Consider the following 26092-nt stretch of genomic DNA (forward strand, 5'->3'; position numbering starts at 1 on the left):
TCACCTCTTCACATGTTCAAATACACTCATATATTCAGAAACAATCCGGTCACTGTCGATCAGCAGGTCTCCAATCGTTTCCATGGCCAGATCGTTAATTTCATCAAGCAGAAGTGCAGGCATGGTTCCATATTGTTCAGCCACAAGGTTCAGTTCAGTATCTGGGTGCTCGCCGAGCAGAGCATGAATGGCCAGCACATGCTGAGGAGCAAGTTGGTCCGCCAAGTGGAGCCACTCTTCATCCAAATCCCCTTCAATCGTTTCCTCCCACTGCAAATCGACTGCCTTATCGTTCGTTGCGACGGCTTCGGAACGTTCAGCTAACGCCTCATCAGCCTCTGGCTCGAGAGAGTGATCCTTTTTCAATTCAGTCATGATCGTCACGGTTTCGTTCGCGTCTCCCTCAACTGCAGCCTGATGTTCAAAGGAAGCCGCTTCCTGTACCTGCTCCAGATCTTCCTCAATCGTTAAAGCCTGGCGGACATATTCGCTCTCCTGCTGTAATGACGTCAGTTTCTCCGTATCAATTCGAATGATTGGTTTCTCGGCGGCTTCTGTTTGTTTAGCAGCATATACCTTGTCCAGATAACGTTCGATCAAGCCAGCCAGTTCAGGTTCCAAAGTCTTTCCACGCAATCGGCCTCTGAATCCGAGCAGTTCCCGGCACTTGTTTTCGGTACAACGAAAGATGCGTGTAACCAACTGGACAAAATCCGAATTTTCTCCAACCGGAACATAGGACAAGGGAACCGTTTTCCCATAAAGGTTATCGTCATATACCGCTTTGCGAAAGAGCACCCGCTCCGTTGTTCTCGGCTTATCCTGTATAAAATGGTCCGCGATCCCTGCCTGACGTGTTCGCAGCAGATAGGAATCGATGAGCACCATAACCTTGGGAATAACCTTTTCCAGAACTTCCTTGCCACCATCCCTATAAAATTTGCTAAGCGTGATGTCATAGTCATAATATCGCCGCAGCAGATTCAACGAAACGTCGGAGATTCGATTCAGCAAAATCCGCTGCATCTCCATATCCTGTATCTCAGCGGGAAGATATCCGCTTGAAATGTCCAAAATCTCGGACAACGGCATGTCCAGTTGATGAACCAGCGTGTAATCCACGAGCCATTCCTGCATATACATGTCCAGCTGCGGATTCTGAACACGGTAATGTATCCATAACTGTTTCAGTTGATCGTAGCCCGCTTGAGGATCCCTCCACCCTACTCCGTTAATTAACTCATACGTATGAACGAATAGGTAAGAGAGATCCGTATCCGGGAATCGCCCTTGCCTGACTTCCGACCTCCAGTACAAGTACCACTCGCGCTGGGACTCGTTCATGACACCGTAAGTTGGCCAGTAGCTCATAAAGGGAACAAACGGAGCAGGATCTCCCTCCGTTTCTTCAAGCTGCCTTGCCTCTTCCACGAATCGCTTTTCCGAAGACAATATGCTGCCGCCAGCACGGCTTGAATGAAATTGCGTGCGGGGAATGGTTGAACGTTCAGGCACCGGAACAGCCGAAGCTTCTGGCTCTTCGGTCAGATCAATCTCCATAAATTCCAACTGTCTTGAATGGTCTTTCATTGAAACTGTTTCACCATCCTCCATAATTCATAATACGAACAAGTGTATCCATATGCCTCATTATAGCACTTGTCCTGTGACAATGGCGATGAGAATGCATTTTTCAATAAAAAGAAAGAATGACGTTCAAACTGGTCTCCAGTTCAAACGCCACCCTATAATTGATAAACAGTCTTGCTAAAATGAATTTGTGATCCTTAATGGATATCAGACCATAGTGATCCGATTTTTCCCTTCACTCTTGGATTGAAGCAGAGCCTGCGTTGCCTTTTCAATTAAACCAGACACGGCTAGACTCTCATCAGGCACCATGACAGCACCGCCCACACTAACGGTAACGACTTCATCCGGGCTGGACGGGTCCCGCTGAATTTGAAGAGCAAGCACATGCTGCCTGATCTCTTCTGCAAGCTGGTCAGCCTGTTCTGACGTTGTGCCCTTGAGTTTCAGCATGAACGTTCCTCCGCGCAGGCGGGAGATCAGCGCTTCATTCTGCTCACTAACGACAGCCAGCACTTCGCCTATCCATTGCAGGCAGAGATCTCCGCCCTGAAGACCGTAGGTAGCATTGTAGGATCGGAAATCGTCGATATCAATAATCAGCAGTCCAAGGCTGCATTTTTCCTGCAAACACGCATCCCAATCTTCCTGAAGCTGAGATTTAAAAATGGATTGAATAGGCATATCCGTTAATGGATCTGTATTAAGATAGTTTTGCAGCTGATTGGTTGTCTCCGTATAACGTTCCTGCTCGTGGTTCGATACTCCACTGTTCAGAACGACCATGACCGAAGGTTTGCCTGCGTGCGTAACCGAAGCAAGTGTAACTTCCAGGAGCAGGGAAGCTCCTGCAGCTGTTGTGAAATAGGACTGGTTTGTGTACAAACGTGTATTATCCAGTTTCAACTCTTCCAGATGCTGCTGCAAGACGGTTCTTGCATTATCAGGCACGAATTGGCTGAAGTCCATGCCGTTCAGAAGCTTCGAGTTTTCATACCCCAACAGTTCTGCCGCCCGGTTATTGCAGTATATAATTTTGCCATCCGTCAACGTAAAGAAGGCTACAGGTGAGAACTCCATCAGTTGTAAATAGCGTTGTTCATTTTGCCGCAAAATACGTGCATTTTGCAGTGCCTGTTCTTCGGCCTGTACCAGCTGATTTTCCGTTTGACGGCGCACAATGCTTTTGAGCAAAGGCAGCACATTCAGCTCTTTTGTTGTCCATGGATAGGAGGTGGATTGTACAACCTCTCGCCATTTCTCAAACGATTTACGCGGAGAGAGACGCACACCGTCATCGGTCTTTATAACTGCTTTTGCCGGGTCCCCTGCCCAATCGACAAGCTGAATCACCTCAGGCCGGAACCAGATCATATAATGATGCTGCCCTGGTGAAATCGCAACATAGATTGCGCCAGACACCTTGTCCTTGTAGGCTGTCGCAGGTCCGTACTCCAAACTCAGCTTGGATGTATGGTAACTATAGTCTTCTGATTTACCCGCAAGCCAAGCGGCAAGCTCACGTACTTGTTCACGTGTCGGTGTATCGCCATACAACATTAACTTGTCCTGGTAGCAGATGGCCGCCCCGGAAGCACTCATGAGATCAAGTAACGTTTGCTCTTCACTCTGAAGCTCTTCCAGAATTCTGGCAGGGCTGGTATTCCCGATAAATATGCTCGAAATCCGGGAAGCAGCTTCCCGCGACCTGATCTCTGCCTGATATTCATCCAGCTGTTGACGCTGGAACAATTCACTGGAGAAAAATGCACCGAGGAAGTTGCATAAGTTCCGGACACGATGAGGTACATATCTGGCCGAGTATTGATGGCATGTAATCAAGCCCCACAGTTGATTGTCATGAATCAGAGAGATCGTTACTGTCGCACCAACGCCCATGTTCTGTAAATATTCAATATGCAGTGGCGAGACACTGCGTAGGACCGAAAGACTCAGATTGAGCGGTTTACCCGTCAAGGGCTGCAGTGTAGGGATAATCTCTACAGGTTGGTAATTGACATTAACGATGGTACGCAGCCAGTTCCGCAAATACAATTCACGTGCCTGTTTAGGAATGTCCGATGCCGGATAGTGATGTCCGAGAAATGGTTCAAGCTGTTCCTCACGCGCTTCGGCAATGACCTTCCCATTCCATTGTTCGTCAAATTCGTAAATCATGACTCGGTCATAACCGAGCATTTCCTTCACTTGCTCCGCTGCAATCTGACTGGCCTCAATTCGGCTGTCCGTGCTCTTGATCCGTCCAAAAAAGCGTGAGATCCACTCAAAATCATTACCTTCCATCGTTCTGCTCTCATTGGAAGGCTCCATCTCCAGTATGAGCAAACCTTCGCTCTCATGGATCACCGACGTGAACACCTGATCCTGTCCAGCGATGTTGATTGTAATATCCATATATTGCAGATCTGAGGTAACTGAAGCACTGAAGCTGCGTGCGAGAATCTGGTGAAGACTCTCTCTGCCAATCAGATTTTCGAGAGGCAGACCGAGCACTTTATCTGTTTTAAGGCCGAGAAGCTCTTCTGTATTCTGACTGCATTGTACAATTGTGGGGACATTATGGGTATTCACAGCCAAAAGCACACCATGAGGCTGAATGAAGCCGGGGATATGAATCGGTTCTTTATCACAATTGTTAAGATCTATCGGATCATTGGTATACGTACCTTGATGAAGCAGCGTACGGTTCAGCAGATTATTATCTTTCCTGGACTTCGATTCGGCCATGGCCTGAAAAAACCCCTCTCATGGTATCCCCAATTATATATATTTAAAAGGATTCTTTCATTGCAAGTATTCGCTCATTACATTACAAGTTTATATTTCTCATTTGGTATTAATCCATTGGTCAAGTAACCGGAATGTTTCCGATGCAGTATGGACCATGACGTCTTGTTCTTCCTCGCTGTGAGCGAATTGAACCAGCTTCTCCATGAATTCAGCCCATCTTGTTCTGGTTTCGGAACCATAAGCGTTGAAATATTCAAGTCCGCGACCCGCTTCAATCGGCAAAAATTGTGAAAGACGCTTGGTTATGATCTGGCCTCCATTAGTAGACCCTTCAATGACGTACAGATACCCAAACAATCGTGCAGGCGAAGATATATCCGGCAATTCCTCACATCTTGGCAGCTGCTTGATATCTTCATCACTGGAGCCTAAATGACGCAGGTCGTTTTCAAGTAAAATGGCTTTGCCCCGGATCCGGTAATCAAGTCCTGTATTCTCCCAAAACGGCTGCTGCAGAGCATGTTCTTCCAATGGTTTTAAGAAACCGTAAAATTTCTCTAAATATTCCTTGTACTCTTCTAAGCTCACGGTTTGATTCATAATAGCCTTCGCATAGTCGTTCTGTTCCACTTGTCTGTGATAGTGAGCTGTCTCACTCTTCAGACGTTCCATAATGGTACTGGCTGTCATGTAATCACACCTTTCTCTACTTCCTTTATCAAAATTAAAAACCGAACGCGAACCACATGTTCAATGCAGGTTGTTATGGATGCCTACTTCATCCAGATAAAGATTCTATGTAAGTATACTTTTTCTCGCAGAAGAAAACTACTTGTACCGGGTACCGTTACTTTTAGAACGTTTTATAAGGTTGTTAATGTATGTTCCTTCTCGTATGTATGTTCCATTCTCCTTGTATTACGAGGTAAAAAGACCCCAACCATCATGTTTGCCGGAAGCCACCATCATTTATTTTCGCTATTAACATGGTCAATCTAGCAGTGAAATACACCCGTTATTTAGCAGCAAGTCTACAATGGTTAATGCTGGCATTTCATCAAAATGATACACTGAGGATATATTCTGTCATTGGAGGTATCGTATTCATGGAGGTACGTGTTCAAGAAATTATCGATCATTTGACTGCTCATGTTGAATTGCAGGATAACACCGTGGATCAGTTAATTAGCGGATCAATGGATCAACTCGTCTCGGGTGTCGTTGTTGCATTCATGCCCACTCAGCAAGTCATTGAACGTGCAGTACAACAGGGAGCCAACCTGATCATCGCCCATGAGCCCCCCTTCTATAACCACCATAGTCATACGGATTGGCTAACCGAAGATCCTGTCTATCAGACGAAGCGTAACCTCATTGATAAAGCCGGAATTGCCATTTATCGGTGCCATGATTCCATTCACCAAGTTCAACCCGACGGCATCACCGTAGGATTAGTTCAAGCATTGGGATGGACATCTTTCCTTGAGCAAAGAAAGCCGGAAGCAGATATTCTTTCCTTTGATACGGGTATGACGGTTCAGCAAATTGCAGAACATATCAAACATACACTTCAGATTGAATATGTGCGCGTTGCCGGTAACCTGGAGATGACTTGCCAGCGTGCAGCCGTATTGGTTGGTTTTCGCGGTAATGGGAATCTAACGATCCCCCTGCTGCATAACGAACGATTGAACCTGATTATCGCAGGCGAGGGCTTCGAATGGGAAACACCGGAATACATACGTGATGCTGTACAGCAAGGCAGGCAGCAGGCGCTTATCATGATCGGCCATGCCGAAAGTGAGTCTTCCGGGATGAAACTCCTAGCCATGAAGCTAGACCAAGCCTATCCTGAATTGCCTGTGACCTTTGTTGGAGAACAGCCTGTATATAACCTGCTTTAATTCATTTCGGCTTGATCGCCGCCCTCTGCGAAGAGGGCTTCTTTTTATTGTCCTCCAAAAGATCCTTAGCTGCTGTCTGACTGATTAAGTTTAGATTGTTCGACCTCCACTTCGCTCACATGTGGATTTTTATGCTCCATTGTTGTACGCTGATTGCTATGGTTTTGGAGTTCAGGACATTTGTCCTTGGCGATCGGGGCACTTCTATCATTTAATAGAAGTCGAAGTAACACAGTGATAAGGAGCGTACATCATGAAAGGAATTATTTTTGCATTACTCGGCGGTGCCTGCATTACGCTGCAAGGTGTGGCCAACACCCGGATTAGTTCGGACATGGGTACATGGCAAGCCGCCACCATTACACAGTTTACCGGCTTTATCTTGGCAGCCATCATTCTGATGTTTGTCCGTGATGTCAATCTTCAGGGATTAAAACAAGTCAAACCACTATATCTCGCCGGAGGAGCTTTCGGTGCGGTTATTATTTTCAGTGAAGTGTCTGCCATTCAACAAATTGGGGTAACCTTCACCATCTCTGCCCTGTTGATTGCACAGCTATTCCTGACCTTTCTGGTCGACAGCAACGGGTGGTTTGGTGTCGTGAAGCAGAAGATGAAGCTGCCGCAATTTCTAGGCATAGCACTCATGATTACGGGTGTTATTATTATGAAACTCTAGTTTCTTTTTTAAGTTTGCACAAGAACAGGTCGGGGGCGAAGTACTTAATGAAAGAAGTCCATGATGAAAATCAATTGTTGCACTACTTGAAGCAGTACCAGCTCGAAACGGTATTTCCCGAGCCCCTGCGTCCATTGATGACCGTATGTCATTTTGAGAAATGTGAGTTGATCTGCCGCCAAGGTGAAGCATCCGAGTACTTATATGTGCTGGTAGAAGGCAAAATCAAGATTTTTACGACGTCCGCTCAGGACAAAACACTCGTGCTCTGCTTCAAAACCCCACTTGAAGTGGTTGGAGACGTGGAGTATGTCCGGGAAAGCCATATCATCAATACCGTGCAGGCTGTCACGCCTGTCGTCATGCTTCGTATCCACTACCGGCACCTGGCTGAACATGCAGGCGACTATGCCCCTTTGCTCAAATTTTTGCTAAAGATCATTTCTCATAAGTTCTATATTGATTCAAACTTCTCAAGCTTCAACCTGATGTACCCCGTTGAGGTACGGTTAGCCAGCTACCTGCTGTCCATCTCCACCGAGGAAGCAGGTGCGGTCGTACATGAGGGGCTGGATTCGTTCAATCTGACGGACATTGCCAATCTGATCGGCACAAGCTATCGGCATCTAAATCGGGTCATTCAGAAGCTATGTACGGACGGGTTCATTGAACGCAACCAAGGTTTTATTCAAGTCAAAGATCGAGCCGGTTTGCGTCAAATTGCAGGTCACAACATCTATGAATAAGGAGATTACAGCTCATGATTGTTACGGGTATTTTGCTCGCATTACTTGCAGGTTCACTCGTGAGTCTGCAAACCGTTTTTAATAGTAAAGTTAATGAAAAGACGGGGTCATGGTCCACGACAACGATGGTTCTTTTCACCGGATTTATTGCCTCTTTCCTGATTTCGCTGCTGGTGGAAGGCAAAAACACGTTCAGCTTCCAGCATATGCAGCCATGGTACTGGGTAAGTGGTGCTATCGGGGTAGGCGTCGTATTCTGTCTCGTTCAAGGAATGAAGCTTCTCGGGCCTACCTTTGCCATATCCATTGTCCTGACCTCCCAGCTGAGTTTTGCTCTCTTGTTTGATTCGATGGGTTGGCTCGGGCTGGAGAAGATCCCCTTCTCCTGGAATCAGCTGCTCGGGGTGCTTGTAATCGTGGGAGGAATTGTGCTGTTCAAATTTGGCGGCAGTAAAAGCAATACAGCGGAGAAGCCTCGCCGAGCTCTGCGGTCCGATTCTTAATTACACATGCAAAAAAAGAGTGTCCGACCATCAGCAAGATGGATTGGACACTCTTTTTCTTATAGACACAAGCAATAGGCAAGTATGCAAGTAATCTTATACAAATTCTACGTTGTGGTACACTTGCTGAACATCTTCAAGGTCTTCCAGGGCATCAATCAACTTTTCGAATTGAGCCTGTGCATCTTCGGGAAGTTCAATATGGTTTTGTGCCAGCATCGTCAGCTCGGCTACGGTGAACTCGGTAACACCAGCAGCTTTGAAAGCTTCCTGTACGGCATGGAATTGGTCTGGCTCCGCGTATACGATCACGGATTCATCCTCATCCACGATATCCCGCACATCCACGTCTGCTTCAAGCAGGATTTCCAGCACTTCTTCGGAGTTTTTGCCTTCTACACCGATGACCGCAGTGGGATCGAACATGTAAGCAACCGAACCGCTGACGCCCATGTTTCCGCCGTTTTTGTTAAATGCGGAGCGAACTTCAGGCGCTGTCCGGTTCACATTGTTGGTGAGTGCATCCACGATGACCATCGCACCATTTGGTCCGAAGCCTTCATAACGCAGCTCTTCATAGTTCTCGTCCCCGCTGCCTTTAGCCTTTTCCATCGCGCGATCGATAATCGCTTTTGGTACGTTATACGTTTTCGCACGTTCCAGCACGACTTTCAGCGCGCGGTTTGCCTCCGGGTCTGGTTCACCCTTCTTGGCAGCTACATAAATCTCAACGCCGAACTTGGCATAAACCCGGCTTGTATTTGCATCTTTTGAAGCTTTTTTTTCCTTAATATTATTCCACTTACGACCCATATCGTTTCCGCTCACTTTCAACATGTAATCTGCATTCTACCTAGTTATTATATCTTGTTGAGACTGCTTCAACAAGTTCAGTATGACGAAATAATGGTAATGTTTCATAGCAAACGGTCGTCAGATGAAGTCTGAAACGTCATTCGGCCTTTCATTAACCTTTCGGCTCTCTCCTAAATATACTTCGATTTCCTATTGTTTGACGAGCTTCGCCGAATGCCAAATCAATCAATAAATCTAGCACAAAGAGCATTCCCGCAGGAATGCTCTTCTAACGACCCGATTCAATCAGGCATGAAACTGCTGGCCGTCCAGCACTTCAGACACATAACCGGCACGAATAACAAAATCACCGAAATGTTCCCCTTCATGACGTTCTCTCGCATACTGATGCACCATCGGAGTCAACGTATCCAGGATCTCTGCTTCACCAATATTTTCTTTGTAAAGCTTGTTTAGACGATGACCCGTAAAGCTGCCACCCAGATACATATTGTATTTGCCCGGGGCCTTCCCAATAAACGAAACCTCGGCGAGCATTGGACGCGCACACCCATTGGGGCATCCCGTCATGCGAATGACGATCTCTTCATCTCTCAGCCCTGCTTCATCCAGAACTGGTTCCAGCTTGTCGATCAGGGACGGCAGGTAACGCTCGGACTCTGCCATGGCCAGACCACAGGTAGGAAGTGCCACACACGCCATGGAGCTCCGGCGCAGAGCCGAATAATGAGCCCCATCCGTTAGATTGTACTGCTGAATCAACGCTTCGATTTTTTTCTTCTTCTGACTGCTGATGTCCCCGATAATCAGGTTTTGATTGGCGGTCAGCCGGAAATCGCCACTATGAATCTTCGCAATTTCGCGCAATCCCGTCATAAGCGGATAGCCGTCGATATCTTTTACCCGTCCGTTTTGGATAAACAACGTATAATGCCATCTGCCATTGCTACCTTTGACCCAGCCGTAACGATCTCCGTTATGATCAAAATGGTAAGCACGTGCTGCTTCCAAGCTCCAGCCCAGGCGGTTCGTCAATTCCTCCACGAACCAGCCGAGCCCGCGGTCATCGATGGTATATTTGAATCGTGCATGCTTCCGTACTGCACGATCTCCATAGTCCCGCTGAATCGTGACCGTTTTCTCCGCAACATCAATCATTTGCTCCGGTGTGCAGAAGCCGATGACTTTGGACACTTGTGGATACGTCTTCGGATCACCATGCGACATCCCCATTCCGCCACCTACCGACACGTTGAATCCCTGCAGCTTGCCGTTCTCGACGATGGCGATAAACCCAAGATCCTGTGAAAATACATCGACATCATTCGATGGAGGAACCGCAATCCCGATCTTGAACTTCCGCGGCAAATATACTTTACCGTAGATTGGTTCCACTTCCTCGTCACTCGCTCCGGTATCGATCACTTTCTCCCCGTCCAGCCATAACTCATGATATGCCCGAGTACGCGGATCCAGGTGGTTGCTCACCTGACAAGCCCACTCATATACTTCTGCATGCACATCGGACTGATTCGGGTTTGGATTACACATCACGTTCCGGTTCACATCTCCACATGCCGCAAGTGTGCTCAGCAGGGAATCGTTCACTTCACGAATCGTGTTTTTGAGATCCCATTTCAATACACCATGAAGCTGGAAAGACTGACGTGTAGTCAAGCGAATGGTTCCGTTCGCATATTTATGGGCGACTCGGTCCATCATGAGCCATTGCTCAGGAGTGACAATTCCGCCCGAAGCTCGTACACGCAGCATGAACTGGTAAGCAGGCTCAAGCTTCGACTTGTTTCGTTCGTTGCGCAGATCACGGTCATCCTGCATATAGCTTCCGTGATGCTTCATCAGCCGGTTGTCATCCTCCGGAATCGAACCGCTAATACGGTCCGCCAGTGTTTCGGTGAGACTGCCGCGCAAGTAATCACTTTTGATCTTTATATCTTCCACATCACTATTTGTGCGCTGCGGATTCAGTAAGTTATTATAAACCATGCTGCTTTCTCCTCTCGTCTCTGCGGGTGCCTCATCTCCGAATTAATAAACGTCCCGCTGATAACGTTTTTCCTGTTGCAACCTTGTCAGATACTCCGAGGCCTGCTCAGAAGTCAAACCGCCCTCTTGTTCAAGAATGGTAGCAAGTGCGCCATGAACATCATGCGCCATTTTCTTCTCATCACCGCACACATAGATGACTGCGCCTTCCTGAAGCCATTGATACAGCTCTTTGCTATTCTCCAGCATCCGGTGCTGAACATATACCTTATGCTCCGTATCCCGAGAGAAGGCCACATCCATCTTGGTGAGCACACCGTCTTTGAGCCAGCGCTGCCATTCCGTTTGATATAGGAAATCCGTTAGGAAATGTTGATCCCCGTAAAACAACCACGTTTTGCCCTGTGCTCCCGTTTCTTCACGCTCACCCAGGAACGATCTGAATGGGGCTACTCCCGTTCCAGGCCCAATCATGATGATTGGGGCATCCGGGTTCTCTGGCAATTTGAAGTTCGGATTATGCTGAATGTACACGGGCAGGCTGTCTCCTGCTTCAATTCGCTCTGCCAGATGAACTGAACAAACTCCATAACGCTCTCTTCCGCGCGCTTCGTAACGCACCGTACGTACCGTAAGATGTACTTCATCCGGGAATGACTTCGAACTGCTGGCGATGGAATATAAACGTGCAGGGATTTTACGAAGAACGGCAACAAATTCTCCCGCCGGTATGCCCTTCAGATTATAATCCTGTACCAGATCGAGCAGATCGCAGCTGTTCATAACATTGCGGAACTCGGCGTCATTTGCGAGCAAATCGGCAAGTCCACTGTCAGGACTTAGTTTTGCAAGCTCCTGGACTACAGGTTTGGTCACAGCGGTAATTTCGAAATAGCGCAGCAACGCTTCATATACCGATACCTGCTCACCGGATTTGTTCACCGTTACACGTTCATCGGCATTCCATCCCATGGCTGCAATCAGCTCATCTACCAGACGAGGATGATTTTCCGGGAATACACCCAGGCTGTCTCCCGGCTCGTAGTCCAGATTGGAACCTTCCAGAGACAATTCGATATGACGAGTCTCCCGGTCTGATCCCCTGCCGTTCAGATTAAGATTCTCCAGCACTTCTGCCTTGAATGGATTGGTCCGATTGTACTCGGATTCCCCGCCACTCACCGCAGCGACGACAGCTTCGCTGGATACGGTACCCGCAGTTGCTGGCGTGCTGCTAAGGGAGGCAAGAACGTCATTCATCCATTCCGCTGCCGCTTCGTCAAAATCAACATCACAGTCTACACGAGGAACAATTGGCGTACCACCAAGCTCCTGCAGACGAAGGTCAAAATCCTTGCCAGTCTGGCAGAAGAATTCATACGACGTATCTCCCAGCGCCAGCACGGAATATTTTAATCCATCAAGCTTCGGAGCGCGTTTGCTGTTCAGGAACTCATGAAGCGGAATCGCATTATCCGGCGGCTCGCCTTCACCATGAGTACTGACAACAATGAGCAGATTCTCAATTTTTTTCAGTCCGTTCGGTTTGAAATCTCCCATTGATGATAACGTCACCTGAAGACCTTGCTCTTCCAATTTCTTAGCCAGCTTCTTGGATAATCCGCTGGAGTTCCCTGTTTGGGATCCGTAGAGTACCGTTACTTCCCGGGAAGCCGGGGGTACACTGACAGCCGATACCGCTTCCGCTTGTACATTTGGTGCTGCACCTGTTCCGGCCGCTACTGCTGCGATCCCCTGAATAGCTGTTAAATATCCGCTAAGCCAAGTCTTTTGTGAATCGTTCAATGTAGGAATAAGACGGTTGAGCAGCTCAACCTGTTCCTGATTAAAAGGGCTGTTTGTCACTTGAAGTTCCACCATTTGCCACCTCGCGCATTGCTTCAATTTTAATTCCTACTAAAATGATCAAATTTATTTCTACTCTCTAGAACCTAACACACCGGGTGTTGGGGGTCAATTTCAATCATTTTATAACATTTATCAGTTTCGCTGATAAAGGAACAATATGTACAAACTCACTCCATCTATGGTCATGCAAAAAAGGCTTGCTTAGACCTTCAATCCAGGTCTTAGTAAGCCTTTTTTTCTTCCTCTTCGTTATATTGTTTTCGTCAGTTAGGCCACACCAATTTATCCATTAATGCGTACACAAGCGCAGCCGATTCAGCACGGGTCGCTTTGGCAAGCGGCTTGACCTCGCCGTTGTACCCGCTAACGATACCAAGATCCACCAGAATGGCAACACTGTCCCGGGCATATGAACGGATTGCAGAAGCGTCGCGGAAGCGAGCAAGGCTATCCGTGGAAGCCGATTCGGGTTCGACCAGCCCTGCCACCTGCAGTGCTCTTACCGTCAGCGTGATCATTTCCTGACGGGTGACAGTGGCTTCAGGCTTAAAGCGCCCATCTCCCGTGCCGCCAGTAATGCCAAGCGAGCGAGCGGCATTAACAGCTTCGTAGTACGAAGCGTCAGAACTTACATCCGAGAACGGAATGCCAGGCGCGCCATTCAAGCCGAGTGCAGTAATCAGCCACTGCACATATTGGCCGCGTGTCATCTCCTGTTTCGGATGTAGTTGACGTTCGCTACCGTTTTCAGCTGCATCCATGACGCCGCGGACAGCCAGTGCCTCCAATGCATTCTTGGCCCATGGCACATCGGTGATATCTGCGAATTCCTGCTGCACAGATACGGCTGCATAATTTCCTGCTGCCGACGCTACGGAGAATGCTACCTCCCTCTTCTCTTGATCGTAACGGCTTTGCGGCAACGGGGCTGCCACATGATTCGCATTCAACGCGAACGCTACGATTCGATCTCGCTCTGCACCTTGCAGCGTTCGGTAAGGCAGGTGAAGCTTCAGCTCATGTGTTTCTGGCCAAGCATCTCCATCCAAAACGAGTTCAAGGCGTACTCCATGCTGCGTTCCGAGTTGATCGGCGACTGTTTTTGGCAGCTCCGTGCGGATGAATCGCACCTTAGCCAGTTCGTGGCCTGCCAAGTCTTCTGTTGACAGCTTCGCAGGAAGTTCTAGTGTTCCCAGTTCCGTCACGATCTGGAACACGCGCGATTCGCCTTGATCCGCCAATGCCGAGGCTGGCAGGGACACTTCATAAGTGCTTGCCCCTGAGACAGGTTTCTGCCGAAGTTCGATCTGTCGGATACCCGTACCTGTAGGAGGTGCAGCTTGGAGGGCTTCTTGGATTACAGAAGCATCCACTTTCGTCTGCACAAGCCCATCCTTATCTGCCACCCCTTCGAACTCAAGAATGGAACGATCTTTTTGTGGTTCAGGTTTTGGCGAAGAATTCCCTGGTGCTGGCGTACCAGACCCCGGTTGTCCTCCGGAATTGCTTAAGCCTCCGTTAGAATTTCCACCTGAACCATCGGATCCGGATCCACCCGGGGAAGGCGTATACCCAGGTACGTACACCGTTAATGGCTGGGTCATGGCTTTGCTGTCATCCGAGGCTCGAGTAACCTCCAGTTCCAATGTCACCGCAGTTGCCTTGGTTGGCGGCACGATTGTTCCATCGGTTTGAATAACGGATGGTAACGAGCTGGCAGCGATCTTTACTGTAAAGCCTTGCGGTACGACCGGAAGTTTTAACTGCTTGGCACCTGCAGAAGGCTGCTCCAATGTTGTAATGCGTGCAGCCACATCAGCAGCGGCCTCTTCAGCGGTACGCACTAGATAAGCAGAAGATAAACCACGAATGGTACGCCCCGAGGCATCAAAGGCCTCCACTTTGTAATAGTAATCGGTGCCAAGACGCAGCCCGCTGTCGATGTTTTCCCGCATACTACCGCTGTAAACGACATTATACTCACCCTGTTCCTTGTTCGAACGGTAGAGCTTGTAGCTTGCCGCACCTAGCTGAGCATCCCAGCGAAGCGTAGCACTCGTTACATCCGATATTTCCGCATTCAGCCCGGCCGTGTTGTCCATCGGTGGAACTTCACCCGGCTTGACGATCACGATCCAGCTGATCAGCGGGTCCTGTGATGCCGTATTGCGCACCGTCAATTCAAGCTTATTCTCCGTAACGGCAATACCTGTATGAGCTCTGACATTAGCAGGTGTATACGTCACCGGACCCGTGTTATTGCCGTTGATCAGGAAGTTTGCTCTGCGGGACGTATTGGTCCACGGATCGTTGAAACCTGCGTATACATCATAAGTTCCATTCGGCACTTCAAAGGTATAGGTTAGGTCGCTGCCCTTGGGCGAATTGCTCACATTGCCACCGTTCAAATAGCGCACGGTGGAGTAGATATCCCCGCCAGCTGAACCGGATGGCAGTGCATCAGCACTAACATAACCCCAATTCCGTCCTTCTGCCGGTGCATACTGCTGGTCAGCTGTTCCCGAATTGGCTAGCGAATCTTTCATATATTCACCCATTAGTTTGTAATCAGCCGTTTCATAACCTCCGCTGTTCACGAAATAAAGTGCGTTCTCCGGTATGACATATACACGGACTGCCTGTTTCTTGTTGCCGTACTCCGGTGTCGTTACTTGCAGCGTAACCGGTCCCGGTTTGGCAAAATCATCTGCAGTCATCGCACGGTTATCCACCGTCCATACTGCTGGTGTTGGCACAAGCGACCCTCCATCCCGCACGTTAACTGTTGCTGGCAGAGAAGGCACTTTCCCGAGAGGCACGGCCTCAGGCAGTGGGTCGGCGATGTCGACCTTGCCCATGGAATTCAGCAGATCAGGGGTCCAGCTGTCGTACCATCGAATTGCAATGTCGGAGCCCATGCCAAACTCAATCGGCAAGAACACGTATTTAGCCCCATCATTGGAGAAATTACCGCCGTTCCACGTATCCCCCACGTAAATGAATTTTCCTTTTTCCGGGTCAACAGGAATGACCGATGTAGTCTGCGTGCCGAATGCCTTGCCTGGATCAGGATCGCTCGGCAGTGTACGTATAAATGGATTCTTCATCGTGGACCATGGACCAAAAATGTTATCCGCCACAGTTACCTTGTTTTCGTTCGGGGACCATCCCGACGCACCGGAGGTCAAAATGTAATATTTGCCTTGATATTTGAACATGGCGGGTGCCTCGCGTTGTCCACCCGGGAATACTCTGACGTAATCAACGCCATATTCAGCCTGATACGTAGCATCTCGCACCGGATTGCCTTTCTCATCCGTGAGACCTTGCTTATGCCAACCTGTCACATCGCTGTAATCTTCGTTCAGTTTGGAAATATACAGTGTCAGATTTTCCTCACTGGAATAGATCAGGTATGCCGTACCGTCATCGTCCTTGAATAAAGTCATGTCACGTGCCATGCCCCGATCGCTTGGGAAGTAATCTTTCTCCCCTTCCGGAGCTCTGTCCATCCGGTAGCTCTTTTGGTAAACGAACGGCCCTGTTGGCGAATCGCTAATGGCATAACCAGCCTGTGCTTTTCCGTAATTGGCACTATTGTTGTAGGGATCCTTGTCTCCATCCATGTGAGCCCACATGACGTACTTTTTCGTTTTGTCATTATAGATTACCTTCGCACGTTCAATAATTCGCCCTTTACGGATATCGGCCCAAATGTCCACCCTATCTTCACGCCCAGCATACAATTCGGAAATCAGTGGATCATTCTCGAAATCATCCATGGACTGAATCATGGTGAGTGCCATGCCTTCATCCGTCCAGTTCAGCAGATCCGTCGATGAATACACGCGAATACCAACGGCCGGCCAGCCTCCCGTATGATATTCCCCATACCAGTAGTACTTTTCTGTCTGCTCATCGTAGAAAAAGCCCGCCCCATGGGCATCGATGGGCTTACCGCCAAGATCCGGCCATAACTGGCCCGGTGTAAAGCTCGTGCGTATTGTGGCAGCACTCAGCGGTGCAGATGCAGGAGAAGGAACACCATCCACAGTTGCCTGAAGAATATAATAATATCCTGTGCCCATTGTCAGGCCGCTATCGTTAAACGTGTTAGCCCCGCCGCTATAGACCTCTTGATACGTCCCGCCTGCACTGGTGGATCTGGAAACGGAATATGTCACATCCGAACCGGGGAGCGCATTCCACCCAAGGGTAATCGACGTACTGGTCACGTCCGAAACGGTAAATTCGGCTGGGGAATCCATCAGGTACGTTGTCACCTCTGCAGCTGCATATTCGGACTCTCCGGCTGCATTATACGCCGTTATGCGATAGCTGTAGCCTTGGCCGGATGCAAGACCTTGATCCGTGTAAGTGAGTGCCTGACCTTCATACACCTGCTCATATTGCTCACTGCCCGCCTCTGAACGGACGATACGGTATCCGGTTGCCTTATCCACAGCTGGCCAAGACAATTTCACACTGGATGTATTCAGGGCCAGAGCTTTCAATTCTCCTGGAGCCTGCGGTGCGGTTGCTGCTGTCCGAACCTCGAGTGGTGCCGACCATAACGATTCCGTCATTCCCCCGTATTCATAGGCGAGCTTGTAATAATAGAACGTATCGGTGATTAAATCATCGTCTACATAACCCAGTGATTCGGTATCCGCCACCAAGGAATATCCCGCTTCAGGCGAGGTGGAACGATACAGGCGATAGCTGGTCGCACCTGCTGTCTCGGTCCATTGCAGAGAAACCGAGGATGACGTCTGCCCATCGGCTGAGAGCACAACATCATTTCCTGGCGGCGGCTCGGCGATGATCACGTCATCTGCATGAACGGATTGCCAGCGATTTCGTATGCCGATGCTGCCTGCACTGTATGTCGTATCGATCAGATCGAATACCAAGCGATTTGCTCCGTTTTCGACGATGTACCCACGAATGGAAGGTCCTGACAGTACTATTTTCAGGGTATACCATGTGTGTTTGGCAAAAGAATAATCCACCGACTTTAACGTTGTATCCGCTCCATTCACCCGCTTGGAGAAGACGAGTTTATTGGCTGGAACCTGCATCTGAAAATAATAAAAATTGCTCTTATCCTGAAATCGCGGCAGCATTCCCGGGTATCCCTGACCATCTCCCGTGTAAAAGCGCATGGACAACGTCATGTCGGACATGATGTCGCCAGTGGAGATGATGCCTTCCCCAGTATCGCTCTGAAAAAGCGTCTGGTTCGATGCGTCTGTAGGATCTGGGCTTACCTCCCACGTACCTGAGCTTACGTTCCATGCGGGTGATGCCGAGTAATCCCCATCAGAAAAATCGTCCTGCAGCAGCATACCAGGCATGCTGTAAGCATCAGCATATGTCTTGCCTGGCAGCATCAAAGGTCCGGAAGATAACACGAGCGTAGCAGATAACATGAATATGAGCGGCTTTCTGAGTTTATCCAATATCCATTCTCTCCTTTGCCTCGGAAAATGAAAGCATGGTCCTGATCACACGATGCTGTTATTTGGCATTACCTGTGTATCCAGCGCGCGGTAAGGCGTTTCACCTCCTTCGTTTAATGAAATCGGTTTCATTGGAGCGCAAAAAAAAAGACCTGTCTCCTCTGCTAAGTGCAATGATCCCAATACGGATTACCGTGTCTTCTTTGCCCTAAGTAGTGAAACAGGTTGCTTATGTCATGTGAATGTAAGTGCTTTCTCGCATTATATTATCGCCTTATTGACGCTGTCAACTGCATCACAGCTCGAACATTTTTCGCAGAACCACGCAAAAAAACACGCATCCTGCCTGCTTCCGCAAGCAAAATACGTGTTCTTAATCATTGGTTCGAGCTTGTTCGCAATTGCGCTCATTTGGCATCATGTAACCGGGGCCAGAACGAATTATTCTCTGATTGCGACAAGTCTCAACTCTTCATTTCGACATCAATCTAGAATACTTTCGTTGTCCACGATTCGCAGTTCCATGTTTCTGTCACAACATCACGATAGAATTCAGGTTCGTGCGAAATCAACAGAATGCTGCCTTTGTAGGCTTTGAGCGCGCGTTTCAGCTCATCCTTGGCATCCACGTCCAGATGGTTCGTCGGCTCATCAAGTACAAGCAGGTTGGTTTCGTTGTTGATCAGTTTGCACAGACGCACTTTAGCCTTTTCTCCACCACTCAGCACAGCAACCTTACTCTCAATGTGTTTCGTGGTCAGTCCACATTTGGCAAGGGCAGCACGAACCTCGAATTGGGTATAGGACGGGAACTCCTGCCAGATCTCTTCGATACAGGTATTGTAGTTCGCATCCTTCATTTCCTGCTGGAAGTACCCGATCTCCAGATGCTCCCCGCGCTGAACTGTTCCTTCCAGGGCCGGAATTTCGCCCAAAATGCTGCGCATCAGGGTGGTTTTACCGATTCCGTTTGCACCCACGAGTGCAATCTTCTGACCACGCTCCATACGCAGATCCAGTGGTCTGGACAATGGCTCGTTGTACCCGATCACCAGTCCTTTGGTTTCAAAAATAAGCTTGCCGGATGTTCTGGCATCACGGAAGTTGAACTGTGGCTTCGGCTTCTCCTTGGCGAGTTCAATCACATCCATTTTGTCGAGCTTTTTCTGTCTGGACATCGCCATGTTGCGTGTCGCCACACTGGCCTTATTACGTGCAACAAAATCCTTCAGATCCGCAATTTCCTGCTGCTGACGCTTGTAGGCTGATTCCAGCTGCTGCTTTTTCATTTCATAAACTTCCTGGAAGTGATCATAATCGCCCACGTAACGGGTCAGATCCTGATTTTCCATGTGGTAGATCAAGTTAATGACACTGTTCAGGAATGGAATATCATGCGAGATCAGAATAAATGCATTCTCATACTCTTGCAAATAACGCTTCAGCCATTCAATATGCTGTTCATCCAGATAGTTCGTCGGCTCGTCGAGGAGCAGAATATCCGGCTTTTCAAGCAACAGCTTGGCGAGCAGTACTTTGGTCCGTTGACCACCGCTCAGATCATTAACATCCTTGTCCAGGCCGATATCCGTAAGACCCAGACCGCGTGCAGTCTCGTCCACTTTTGCATCAATCATATAAAAGTCCTGGTTGGTCAGGGTATCCTGGATGGTTCCGACATCCTCAAGCAGCTGTTCGAGTTCCTCGGGAGTAACGTCTCCCATCTTGCCATACATCTCGTTCATTTCCTGCTCCATGTCGAACAGGTATTGGAACGCACTGCGCAGGATATCACGAATGGATTGTCCCTTGTTCAGCACGGCATGCTGATCGAGATATCCCACGCGCATGCGCTTGGACCACTCGACTTTGCCCTCATCGGGCTGAAGCTTGCCAGTAATAATGTTCATGAAGGTGGATTTACCTTCACCATTGGCCCCGATCAGTCCAATGTGCTCGCCTTTCAGCAGGCGGAAAGATACGTCGTTAAAGATAGCACGGTCACCAAAACCGTGACTTAATTTTTCCACATTTAATATGCTCATTCATGACACCTTTTCTATATAGACTTCATTCCTGTATATTATAATCGTTATAACCTGCACAACTCAACGCCATATTTGCCTTATATGCATGAATCGGTTAAAATTTGGCCTTAAACTACTATAGAACGGAGCTCTCTCAGGCGAGCATCAGGTGAACATTATGATTGAAGTAAAACAATCCAAATTGGGTGATGGCGAATTTAATCGAGGGGTTTTTGCCACAGTGGATATTCCCAAAGGCCAATTGATCCATCAGGCCCCGGTTGTCCCTTATCCCAACGAAGACCACGAACATGTCGAAAAAACGATCCTGGAGGATTATGTATTTGAGTACGGTGCCAACCACACCGCCATTTTGCTGGGATACGGCAGCTTGATCAATCATTCGTACGAGCCCAACGCAACCTATGATATCAACTTTGAAAACCATACATTTGACTTCTATGCTTATACAGATATCAAAGCGGGCGAAGAGATCCTGATCAATTACAATGGCGAAGAAGACAACATGGACCCGTTATGGTTCCTGGACGATTATGAAGAACGGATGCGTGAGTTGAACGAAGCTGAGGAACGTAACGAAGAGAATGGTGAGAACAACGAAACGAAGTAATTTGGGTGTAAAAATGAGTAATCCAGAGACAAGGCAGAATAATCGCTGTTTCACATCTCGCTGAAATCCTGCTGAGCATCCTGGCTGCTCCCTTCTTCACAACGTAAACAAGCAAGCCTTCCACACAGGAAGGACTTGCTTGTTTGGCATGGAAAGAACCATTCAACGGTTGCTTCCGTTCTCAATCCTGTATGGGCGGATCGGAGTGCAAATCCTCGTCAGGTGTCGTTGTTCTCCACTTCGTGAATGCCACTTCAAACCCCGCACGCTTGGGTGAACACAGGAATGGACCCGCCTTCTTGTTCTCCGGATAGGCAAAACGCGCAACCCGAATGGTTCGCCAAGGATGTTCGTCCGTACGCGCCCGAATGACTACCGCTTCGTTGTGATAGGAAGCTCGAATGGTAACCTTACGTCCTCCCCATTCCGGAACGGGAGATAGCGACCAGTCCGAAAAGTGATCTGTTACCACAGCGCCGATATGAACGACCCCATCGTTTACTTCCACGCCAGCCTTGATCCATTGTTCACGACTGTGCCAGAGCATTAAACCTGCCTGATCATAAAGTTCAGTAAAAGAACTTAGATCAAACGTAATTTCGACGGCTTCATTACCTTCCCACGGCGTCAGAAGGGCATGTCCATTTTGGTGACTGAATCCGTAGAACGTGTTCTCCCAAAAATCACTGCCTTCCTGTGCCTCCACGATGAAACGTTCTCCCTCTGTACGGGTTGCAACCGGTTCAGTGGTCCATTTGGCATCTGATGTGCCCAGAAATTGTGCTGCAGACATGTTTTCAACACCCTCCCCTAATCAAAACATCAAATCAAAGAGCCCAAATCCGATGCAGCCGTAGGATATGCAAAATTCATGGTGCTTAACTGATCGGCTGTCAGTTCGAACTGAATGGCCATGGCAAACAGGTTAATCAGCTCTTCGGTCTCCCTGCCGAGTACATGGGCTCCCAGGATGCATCCTGAGTCGTTGTCGATCACAACTTTGGCCATGGCATACTTCTCATTTGTCCGTTTATAAGTATACCATTGCGACATGTCATTTACCTTCACCTTGTATCCTTCCTCTTCCGCTTGATCAACCTGGAGGCCAACAGAGCCAAGAGATGGCACAGTAAATACGATGGAAGGCATAACGTTATAGTTCGGCATAGTATGATTGCCCTTCAGCAGATTAAAGGCGACAGCCCGCGATTCCTGACCTGCCAGAGGCGTCAGGGCAAGCCCCTTCGTTGCAGCAACGTCACCGGCAGCGTATACTTTGGGGTTGCTGGTGCTTTGTAGATATTCATTCACGGAGATGCCATTCTCACTGTAATTGACCTTCCCTTTTTCCAATTCCAGTCCATTCACATTAGGGATACGTCCCGCCCCATGACGACCCGTCCACCATGCCACTGATGATCGGCTCCATTCCGGGTACCACTGACCACGAAGGTCTCCCCCTGTTTCCGAATGGACTTCACTTCCGCATTCAGGTGAATGTGAATGCCGATCTCTTCCGATTTTTGAACCAGCAAGTCAACAAGCTCCGGATCAAACTGCTCCAGCGGCCGCTCTCCCCGGTGGATCATGTGAACCTCGCTTCCTGCTCTTGCAGCGATGTGGGCAAATTCAAACGCAATGTAACCTCCGCCCACCAAAACCAGTTGATCCGGAAGCTGATCCAGTTCCAGAAACTCATCGCTGTTAAGAAGATGTTCTGAACCGTCTATTGGGAGCGGTGCAGGCTGCGCGCCTGTTGCAATCAGAATATGTTTTCCATGCAGCACTTCATCTCCCACACGAATGTGATCTTCATCTACAAAAGAAGCCTTGCCATGGAAGGTATCCATGCCGGCCTGTTTGAATTTATCCTCGCTGGCTCTCGGAATACTCGCCGTAAATGTTCGTTTGAAAGCCATAAGTTCCGGCCAGTTGATGGTCGTCCTTCCCTGTATACCCTTCCCCAGCATTCGTTCATTCCAATCGATCAGTTCAGCAGCTCCTGCCAACACTTTCTTGGGATCGCAGCCTCGCAGGGCGCAAGTTCCGCCATATTCACGCTCATCAACCACGGCTATTTTCCAACCAGCTTCAGCACAGCGAGTTACAACTGAATTCGCTGCACTACCGGTTCCTATTGCAATTAGATCGTATAATTGTGTCATGAATTGTCCCTCCTGTTCCTTCCCGCAAAACCTTTTATTCTCATCTATTTCCCCAAAAGAACACCCCAATAATCATCCCTTTTGCTAGAATACCTCTCCTCAACAGAGGCTTGTTGCTGCTATTCAATGCATCCTGAATATGAAAAAGGCCAACATAAAAAGGACGGAGCATTAAGCACCGTCCTCCAATTCATGCAAAGCTGTCCCAGACTTATTCATTTCATACGCGAACAGGCATCGTAATCAACTGCTCCAGTGATATCGGATCACGTCCCGTCACATTTTTCACTGTATCTGTTGTTTGATCTTCTGTCCCTTCTTCCCGGATCAGTCTGTCCAGTCCGGCGAGGAAGGCGGCGTATTCAGCAGGCATTCCTGATTCCACCATACCTCTTGTTAATGCTTCGTCCGATATTGGACGATACTCTATGGTCTGTTCCATTACTCGACTGAAAATATCTGCGACCTGCCCGTAGGATAAGGCTTCCGGCCCAGTAATAATATGCTCCGTATTATGGGGCTCCTCATCAATGAGAGCATGAAAAGCTACAGCTGCGATGTCATCCGCGCTAACAAAACCAACTCTTCCATCTCCTGTAGCACTGTAAATTTCTCCATGCTGCTCCATCGTCATCCGGTGTGGTCCCTCCGTAAAGTTCTCCATGAAATACGATGGTTGGAGCACCGCCCACTCCGGAGCAAGCTCCTTCAACGTCTGATGAACCTTCCCGAATACTGGGCCATCTTCATCTATAGAAGCACTGCCAAGCAGCACCAACCGTTTCACTCCTCCCCAGATCGCTTCCTTAATAAACGGAATCATGACGTCCTCCGGGTTCATGTCCAGGATCGGTAAAACGAGGTAGACATGATCGACGTTTTTCAGTGCAGCTGCATAAGTAGAAGGGTCATACCAATCAAAATGGACCTGGTTTTCATCCAAATCGGAAGCAGACTTCTTTCGAACAGCGAGGCGAACGGGATAGTTTTGGTTCTGAAGCATAGCAGCAATCCGGCTGCCCGTCTTGCCGCTTGCTCCTGTAATAAGCGTTAGGGGTTTATCGTTAATCATGTGAATTCCTCCTGAATTTTAATAAATTATATACTTTCTTTACAGACTCACTCTGTTTCAATAGACTCAAGTACCACCAGGGGATTCCAATAGTCCTTGTAATGTGTAATCTTGCCGTTATCGTCATAAGTAACGACCGATATGTAGGCTTGATGATATGGCTTGTTCGTGATCAACGAGCGCCCTTTGCACGTGAACTCAGCTACGAATTGATTCGTATCCTGTGAAGCCATGATTACCGGCTCAGAGAACTCCTGGATCTCCATTTGTTCGAAAAGAGAATGGATATGCTGCGAGATTGCAGCGCTCCCATTCAATTGCTGCGGATATCCTGCCGGGGAATATGGAAATTCAAACACGGCTTTTGCTGCAAACAGCTCGGTCCATTGATCCAGCTTACGTTCCAACAACAGTTGAGTAAATCCATGCATAATTTGCCCGGCCACGTTGTTCCCCACTTGCTTGTTCGTATCATTCATATCTGATGTCCTCCTCAAAAATGGATGTGTATTATTCCAGACCATTCAGTCTAAAATTGTGAAAAAATAAACGCTTTACGCGTTCATTCTCTAAATCCGACTTTAATCCAATACCCTTAAGGTTGTGCGTACCAGATCCTGCAGGACTTCTGAACCAGCACCACATTTGGCTGTAAACGTCAGCGACAAGCGAAAATAGTTCAGAAACCGGGCAAGACCAGGCAATTCCTCCTCTGTATGACGAAGTTCACCATTATTTCTCCCCCGGATTAGCGCTGCAAGGAATACATCCTCCATTTGCTTGTTGTTCTCCTGAATAAAGGCAGCGATTTCGTGGTTTTGCGGTGCCTGTTCGACGGCACTGTTGATGATAAAACATTCATTGCGGCGCTCATCATCCGAAAGTACACGAACTGCTTCGTTAAACATCTCTTCCACACCCTGGCGAATATTCGAGCATTCATTCAGGAATTCGATGCTGGCATCGGTTTTCTGCTGAACATAAAACTTGAGTGCAGAGACAAACAGTTCATGTTTCGTTCCATAGGTGTCGTATAGGCTCTGACGAGCGATACCTAGTTCTTTCAGCAGCACCGACAAGGAAGTCCCCTCATAACCGTACGACCCGAATACTGACGTAGCTTTTCGCAGAACAAATTCCGTGTCAAATTCCTTGGCTCTTCCCAATTCCCGACCTCACCTCCCTCTTCATGAGAATAGAATACATTTTCCAGACCAATCAGTCAAGAAAATATTTTGCGTTGATTTGGAAGCCAGGTGGTATAATGAAAGGAGAGTCAACTACTTCATTTACATTTCAGGATTATTTTCAACATATAAGGAGTGAGCACGATGCATATTCAAATTACAGATCTGGCTGCAGCGAGATTAACCGAGAGCTTGAATGACCAGCCTGGCTACTTCAAAGTGTTCTATGACACTGAAGGTTGTGGATGTAACGGAATTCTGGTCCTCTTGATTGTGGATGAGCCTGCTGCACTGGATGAGCAGATCGAGACCAATCTGGTTCCATTCTATGTTGATCCAAAACAGCAATTAAATCTCGAACAGCATATGAAGCTGGATACGGAAGAAAACTATCCTTCTTTCACATTGAGCAGTGATTCGGGTGTACTTAGCAGCAACGTTCGTGTTCGGGACACGCGAACTGTGAATGCGGGACAATCCACTGCACCTGATGCATGCATGCTGTAAGCAACAACCGTTCATTTTCTTAAATAATCGTTGAACATTAAATATCCAGATAAGCAAAGACTCTGCACTGAATGCAGAGTCTTTGTTTGTGTTCCTTTTGGCCAAATGACCGAAACTATGAATCTCGCATGATTTGTTTACAACTCGGAAACAATTGGAGAACCTATGGATATAAT

At 48.2% G+C, this 26092-nt stretch carries 18 protein-coding genes and 1 pseudogene; 6 read left to right on the forward strand and 13 right to left on the reverse strand.

Features of this window, described 5'->3' with window-relative positions; genetic code table 11:
• The 3 genes from CHI14_RS05870 to CHI14_RS05880 form a co-directional block, all read right to left on the reverse strand.
• Nucleotides 1-1590, reverse strand: coding sequence for a TerB N-terminal domain-containing protein (locus CHI14_RS05870; RefSeq protein WP_170948024.1), 1590 nt, complete (start codon nt 1588-1590; stop codon nt 1-3).
• 207 nt (nt 1591-1797) lie between these two features.
• Nucleotides 1798-4338, reverse strand: a complete 2541-nt coding sequence (locus tag CHI14_RS05875; RefSeq protein ID WP_095287469.1) for a diguanylate cyclase domain-containing protein — start codon at nt 4336-4338, stop codon at nt 1798-1800.
• A 99-nt stretch (nt 4339-4437) separates the two neighbouring features.
• The gene (locus CHI14_RS05880) at nt 4438-5031 is read right to left on the reverse strand and encodes a biliverdin-producing heme oxygenase (RefSeq protein WP_095287470.1); all 594 of its coding nucleotides are present in this window, start codon (nt 5029-5031) and stop codon (nt 4438-4440) included.
• A 416-nt stretch (nt 5032-5447) separates the two neighbouring features.
• Here CHI14_RS05880 and CHI14_RS05885 point away from each other — a divergent pair, with 416 nt between their 5' ends.
• The 4 genes from CHI14_RS05885 to CHI14_RS05900 all read left to right on the forward strand — a co-directional run bounded on the left by CHI14_RS05885 (nt 5448) and on the right by CHI14_RS05900 (nt 8173).
• Entirely contained in the window at nt 5448-6245 is a 798-nt protein-coding gene (locus CHI14_RS05885; RefSeq protein WP_095287471.1) for a Nif3-like dinuclear metal center hexameric protein, read from the forward strand.
• Nucleotides 6246-6498: 253 nt separating this feature from the next.
• Entirely contained in the window at nt 6499-6924 is a 426-nt protein-coding gene (locus CHI14_RS05890; RefSeq protein WP_095287472.1) for a DMT family transporter, read from the forward strand.
• A 47-nt stretch (nt 6925-6971) separates the two neighbouring features.
• Complete coding sequence (locus CHI14_RS05895; RefSeq protein ID WP_095287473.1) at nt 6972-7670, forward strand: Crp/Fnr family transcriptional regulator; 699 nt, start codon at nt 6972-6974, stop codon at nt 7668-7670.
• Between the two features lie 17 nt (nt 7671-7687).
• Entirely contained in the window at nt 7688-8173 is a 486-nt protein-coding gene (locus CHI14_RS05900; RefSeq protein WP_095287764.1) for a DMT family transporter, read from the forward strand.
• A 96-nt stretch (nt 8174-8269) separates the two neighbouring features.
• On the opposite strand, the gene CHI14_RS05905 is transcribed toward CHI14_RS05900, so the two are convergent.
• The 5 genes from CHI14_RS05905 to CHI14_RS05925 all read right to left on the reverse strand — a co-directional run bounded on the left by CHI14_RS05905 (nt 8270) and on the right by CHI14_RS05925 (nt 20372).
• Nucleotides 8270-8986, reverse strand: coding sequence for a YebC/PmpR family DNA-binding transcriptional regulator (locus tag CHI14_RS05905; protein WP_095287765.1), 717 nt, complete (start codon nt 8984-8986; stop codon nt 8270-8272).
• Between the two features lie 288 nt (nt 8987-9274).
• Nucleotides 9275-10996, reverse strand: a complete 1722-nt coding sequence (gene cysI / locus CHI14_RS05910) for an assimilatory sulfite reductase (NADPH) hemoprotein subunit (protein ID WP_095287474.1) — start codon at nt 10994-10996, stop codon at nt 9275-9277.
• Nucleotides 10997-11038: 42 nt separating this feature from the next.
• The gene (locus tag CHI14_RS05915; protein ID WP_095287766.1) at nt 11039-12874 is read right to left on the reverse strand and encodes an assimilatory sulfite reductase (NADPH) flavoprotein subunit; all 1836 of its coding nucleotides are present in this window, start codon (nt 12872-12874) and stop codon (nt 11039-11041) included.
• A 254-nt stretch (nt 12875-13128) separates the two neighbouring features.
• On the reverse strand, nt 13129-18327 hold the full coding sequence (locus tag CHI14_RS05920; RefSeq protein WP_095287475.1) for an S-layer homology domain-containing protein: 5199 nt from the start codon (nt 18325-18327) through the stop codon (nt 13129-13131).
• Nucleotides 18328-18815: 488 nt separating this feature from the next.
• Entirely contained in the window at nt 18816-20372 is a 1557-nt protein-coding gene (locus CHI14_RS05925; protein WP_095287476.1) for an ABC-F family ATP-binding cassette domain-containing protein, read from the reverse strand.
• A 160-nt stretch (nt 20373-20532) separates the two neighbouring features.
• Here CHI14_RS05925 and CHI14_RS05930 point away from each other — a divergent pair, with 160 nt between their 5' ends.
• Nucleotides 20533-20985 carry an SET domain-containing protein gene (locus CHI14_RS05930; protein ID WP_095287477.1) on the forward strand — a complete coding sequence of 151 codons (453 nt, stop codon included), beginning with the start codon at nt 20533-20535 and terminating at the stop codon, nt 20983-20985.
• 181 nt (nt 20986-21166) lie between these two features.
• Here CHI14_RS05930 and CHI14_RS05935 read toward each other — a convergent pair whose 3' ends face one another.
• From CHI14_RS05935 to CHI14_RS05955, 5 genes and pseudogenes are all read right to left on the reverse strand, one after another.
• A complete protein-coding gene (locus tag CHI14_RS05935) occupies nt 21167-21778 on the reverse strand; it encodes a DUF1349 domain-containing protein (protein ID WP_095287478.1) in 612 nt (203 codons plus the stop codon).
• A 29-nt stretch (nt 21779-21807) separates the two neighbouring features.
• Nucleotides 21808-23150, reverse strand: a pseudogene (locus CHI14_RS05940) (dihydrolipoyl dehydrogenase family protein).
• Nucleotides 23151-23370: 220 nt separating this feature from the next.
• Nucleotides 23371-24219 (reverse strand): NmrA family NAD(P)-binding protein, encoded by an 849-nt coding sequence (locus CHI14_RS05945; protein WP_095287767.1) that lies wholly within the window; start codon nt 24217-24219, stop codon nt 23371-23373.
• A 50-nt stretch (nt 24220-24269) separates the two neighbouring features.
• Complete coding sequence (locus tag CHI14_RS05950; protein WP_095287479.1) at nt 24270-24701, reverse strand: nuclear transport factor 2 family protein; 432 nt, start codon at nt 24699-24701, stop codon at nt 24270-24272.
• Between the two features lie 102 nt (nt 24702-24803).
• Complete coding sequence (locus CHI14_RS05955) at nt 24804-25388, reverse strand: TetR/AcrR family transcriptional regulator (RefSeq protein WP_095287480.1); 585 nt, start codon at nt 25386-25388, stop codon at nt 24804-24806.
• Nucleotides 25389-25553: 165 nt separating this feature from the next.
• Here CHI14_RS05955 and CHI14_RS05960 point away from each other — a divergent pair, with 165 nt between their 5' ends.
• Nucleotides 25554-25916, forward strand: a complete 363-nt coding sequence (locus CHI14_RS05960; RefSeq protein WP_095287481.1) for an iron-sulfur cluster biosynthesis family protein — start codon at nt 25554-25556, stop codon at nt 25914-25916.
• The last annotated feature ends 176 nt before the right edge of the window (nt 25917-26092 follow it).

Source organism: Paenibacillus sp. 7516 (assembly GCF_002272715.1).
GTDB classification, from domain to species: domain Bacteria; phylum Bacillota; class Bacilli; order Paenibacillales; family Paenibacillaceae; genus Paenibacillus; species Paenibacillus illinoisensis_A.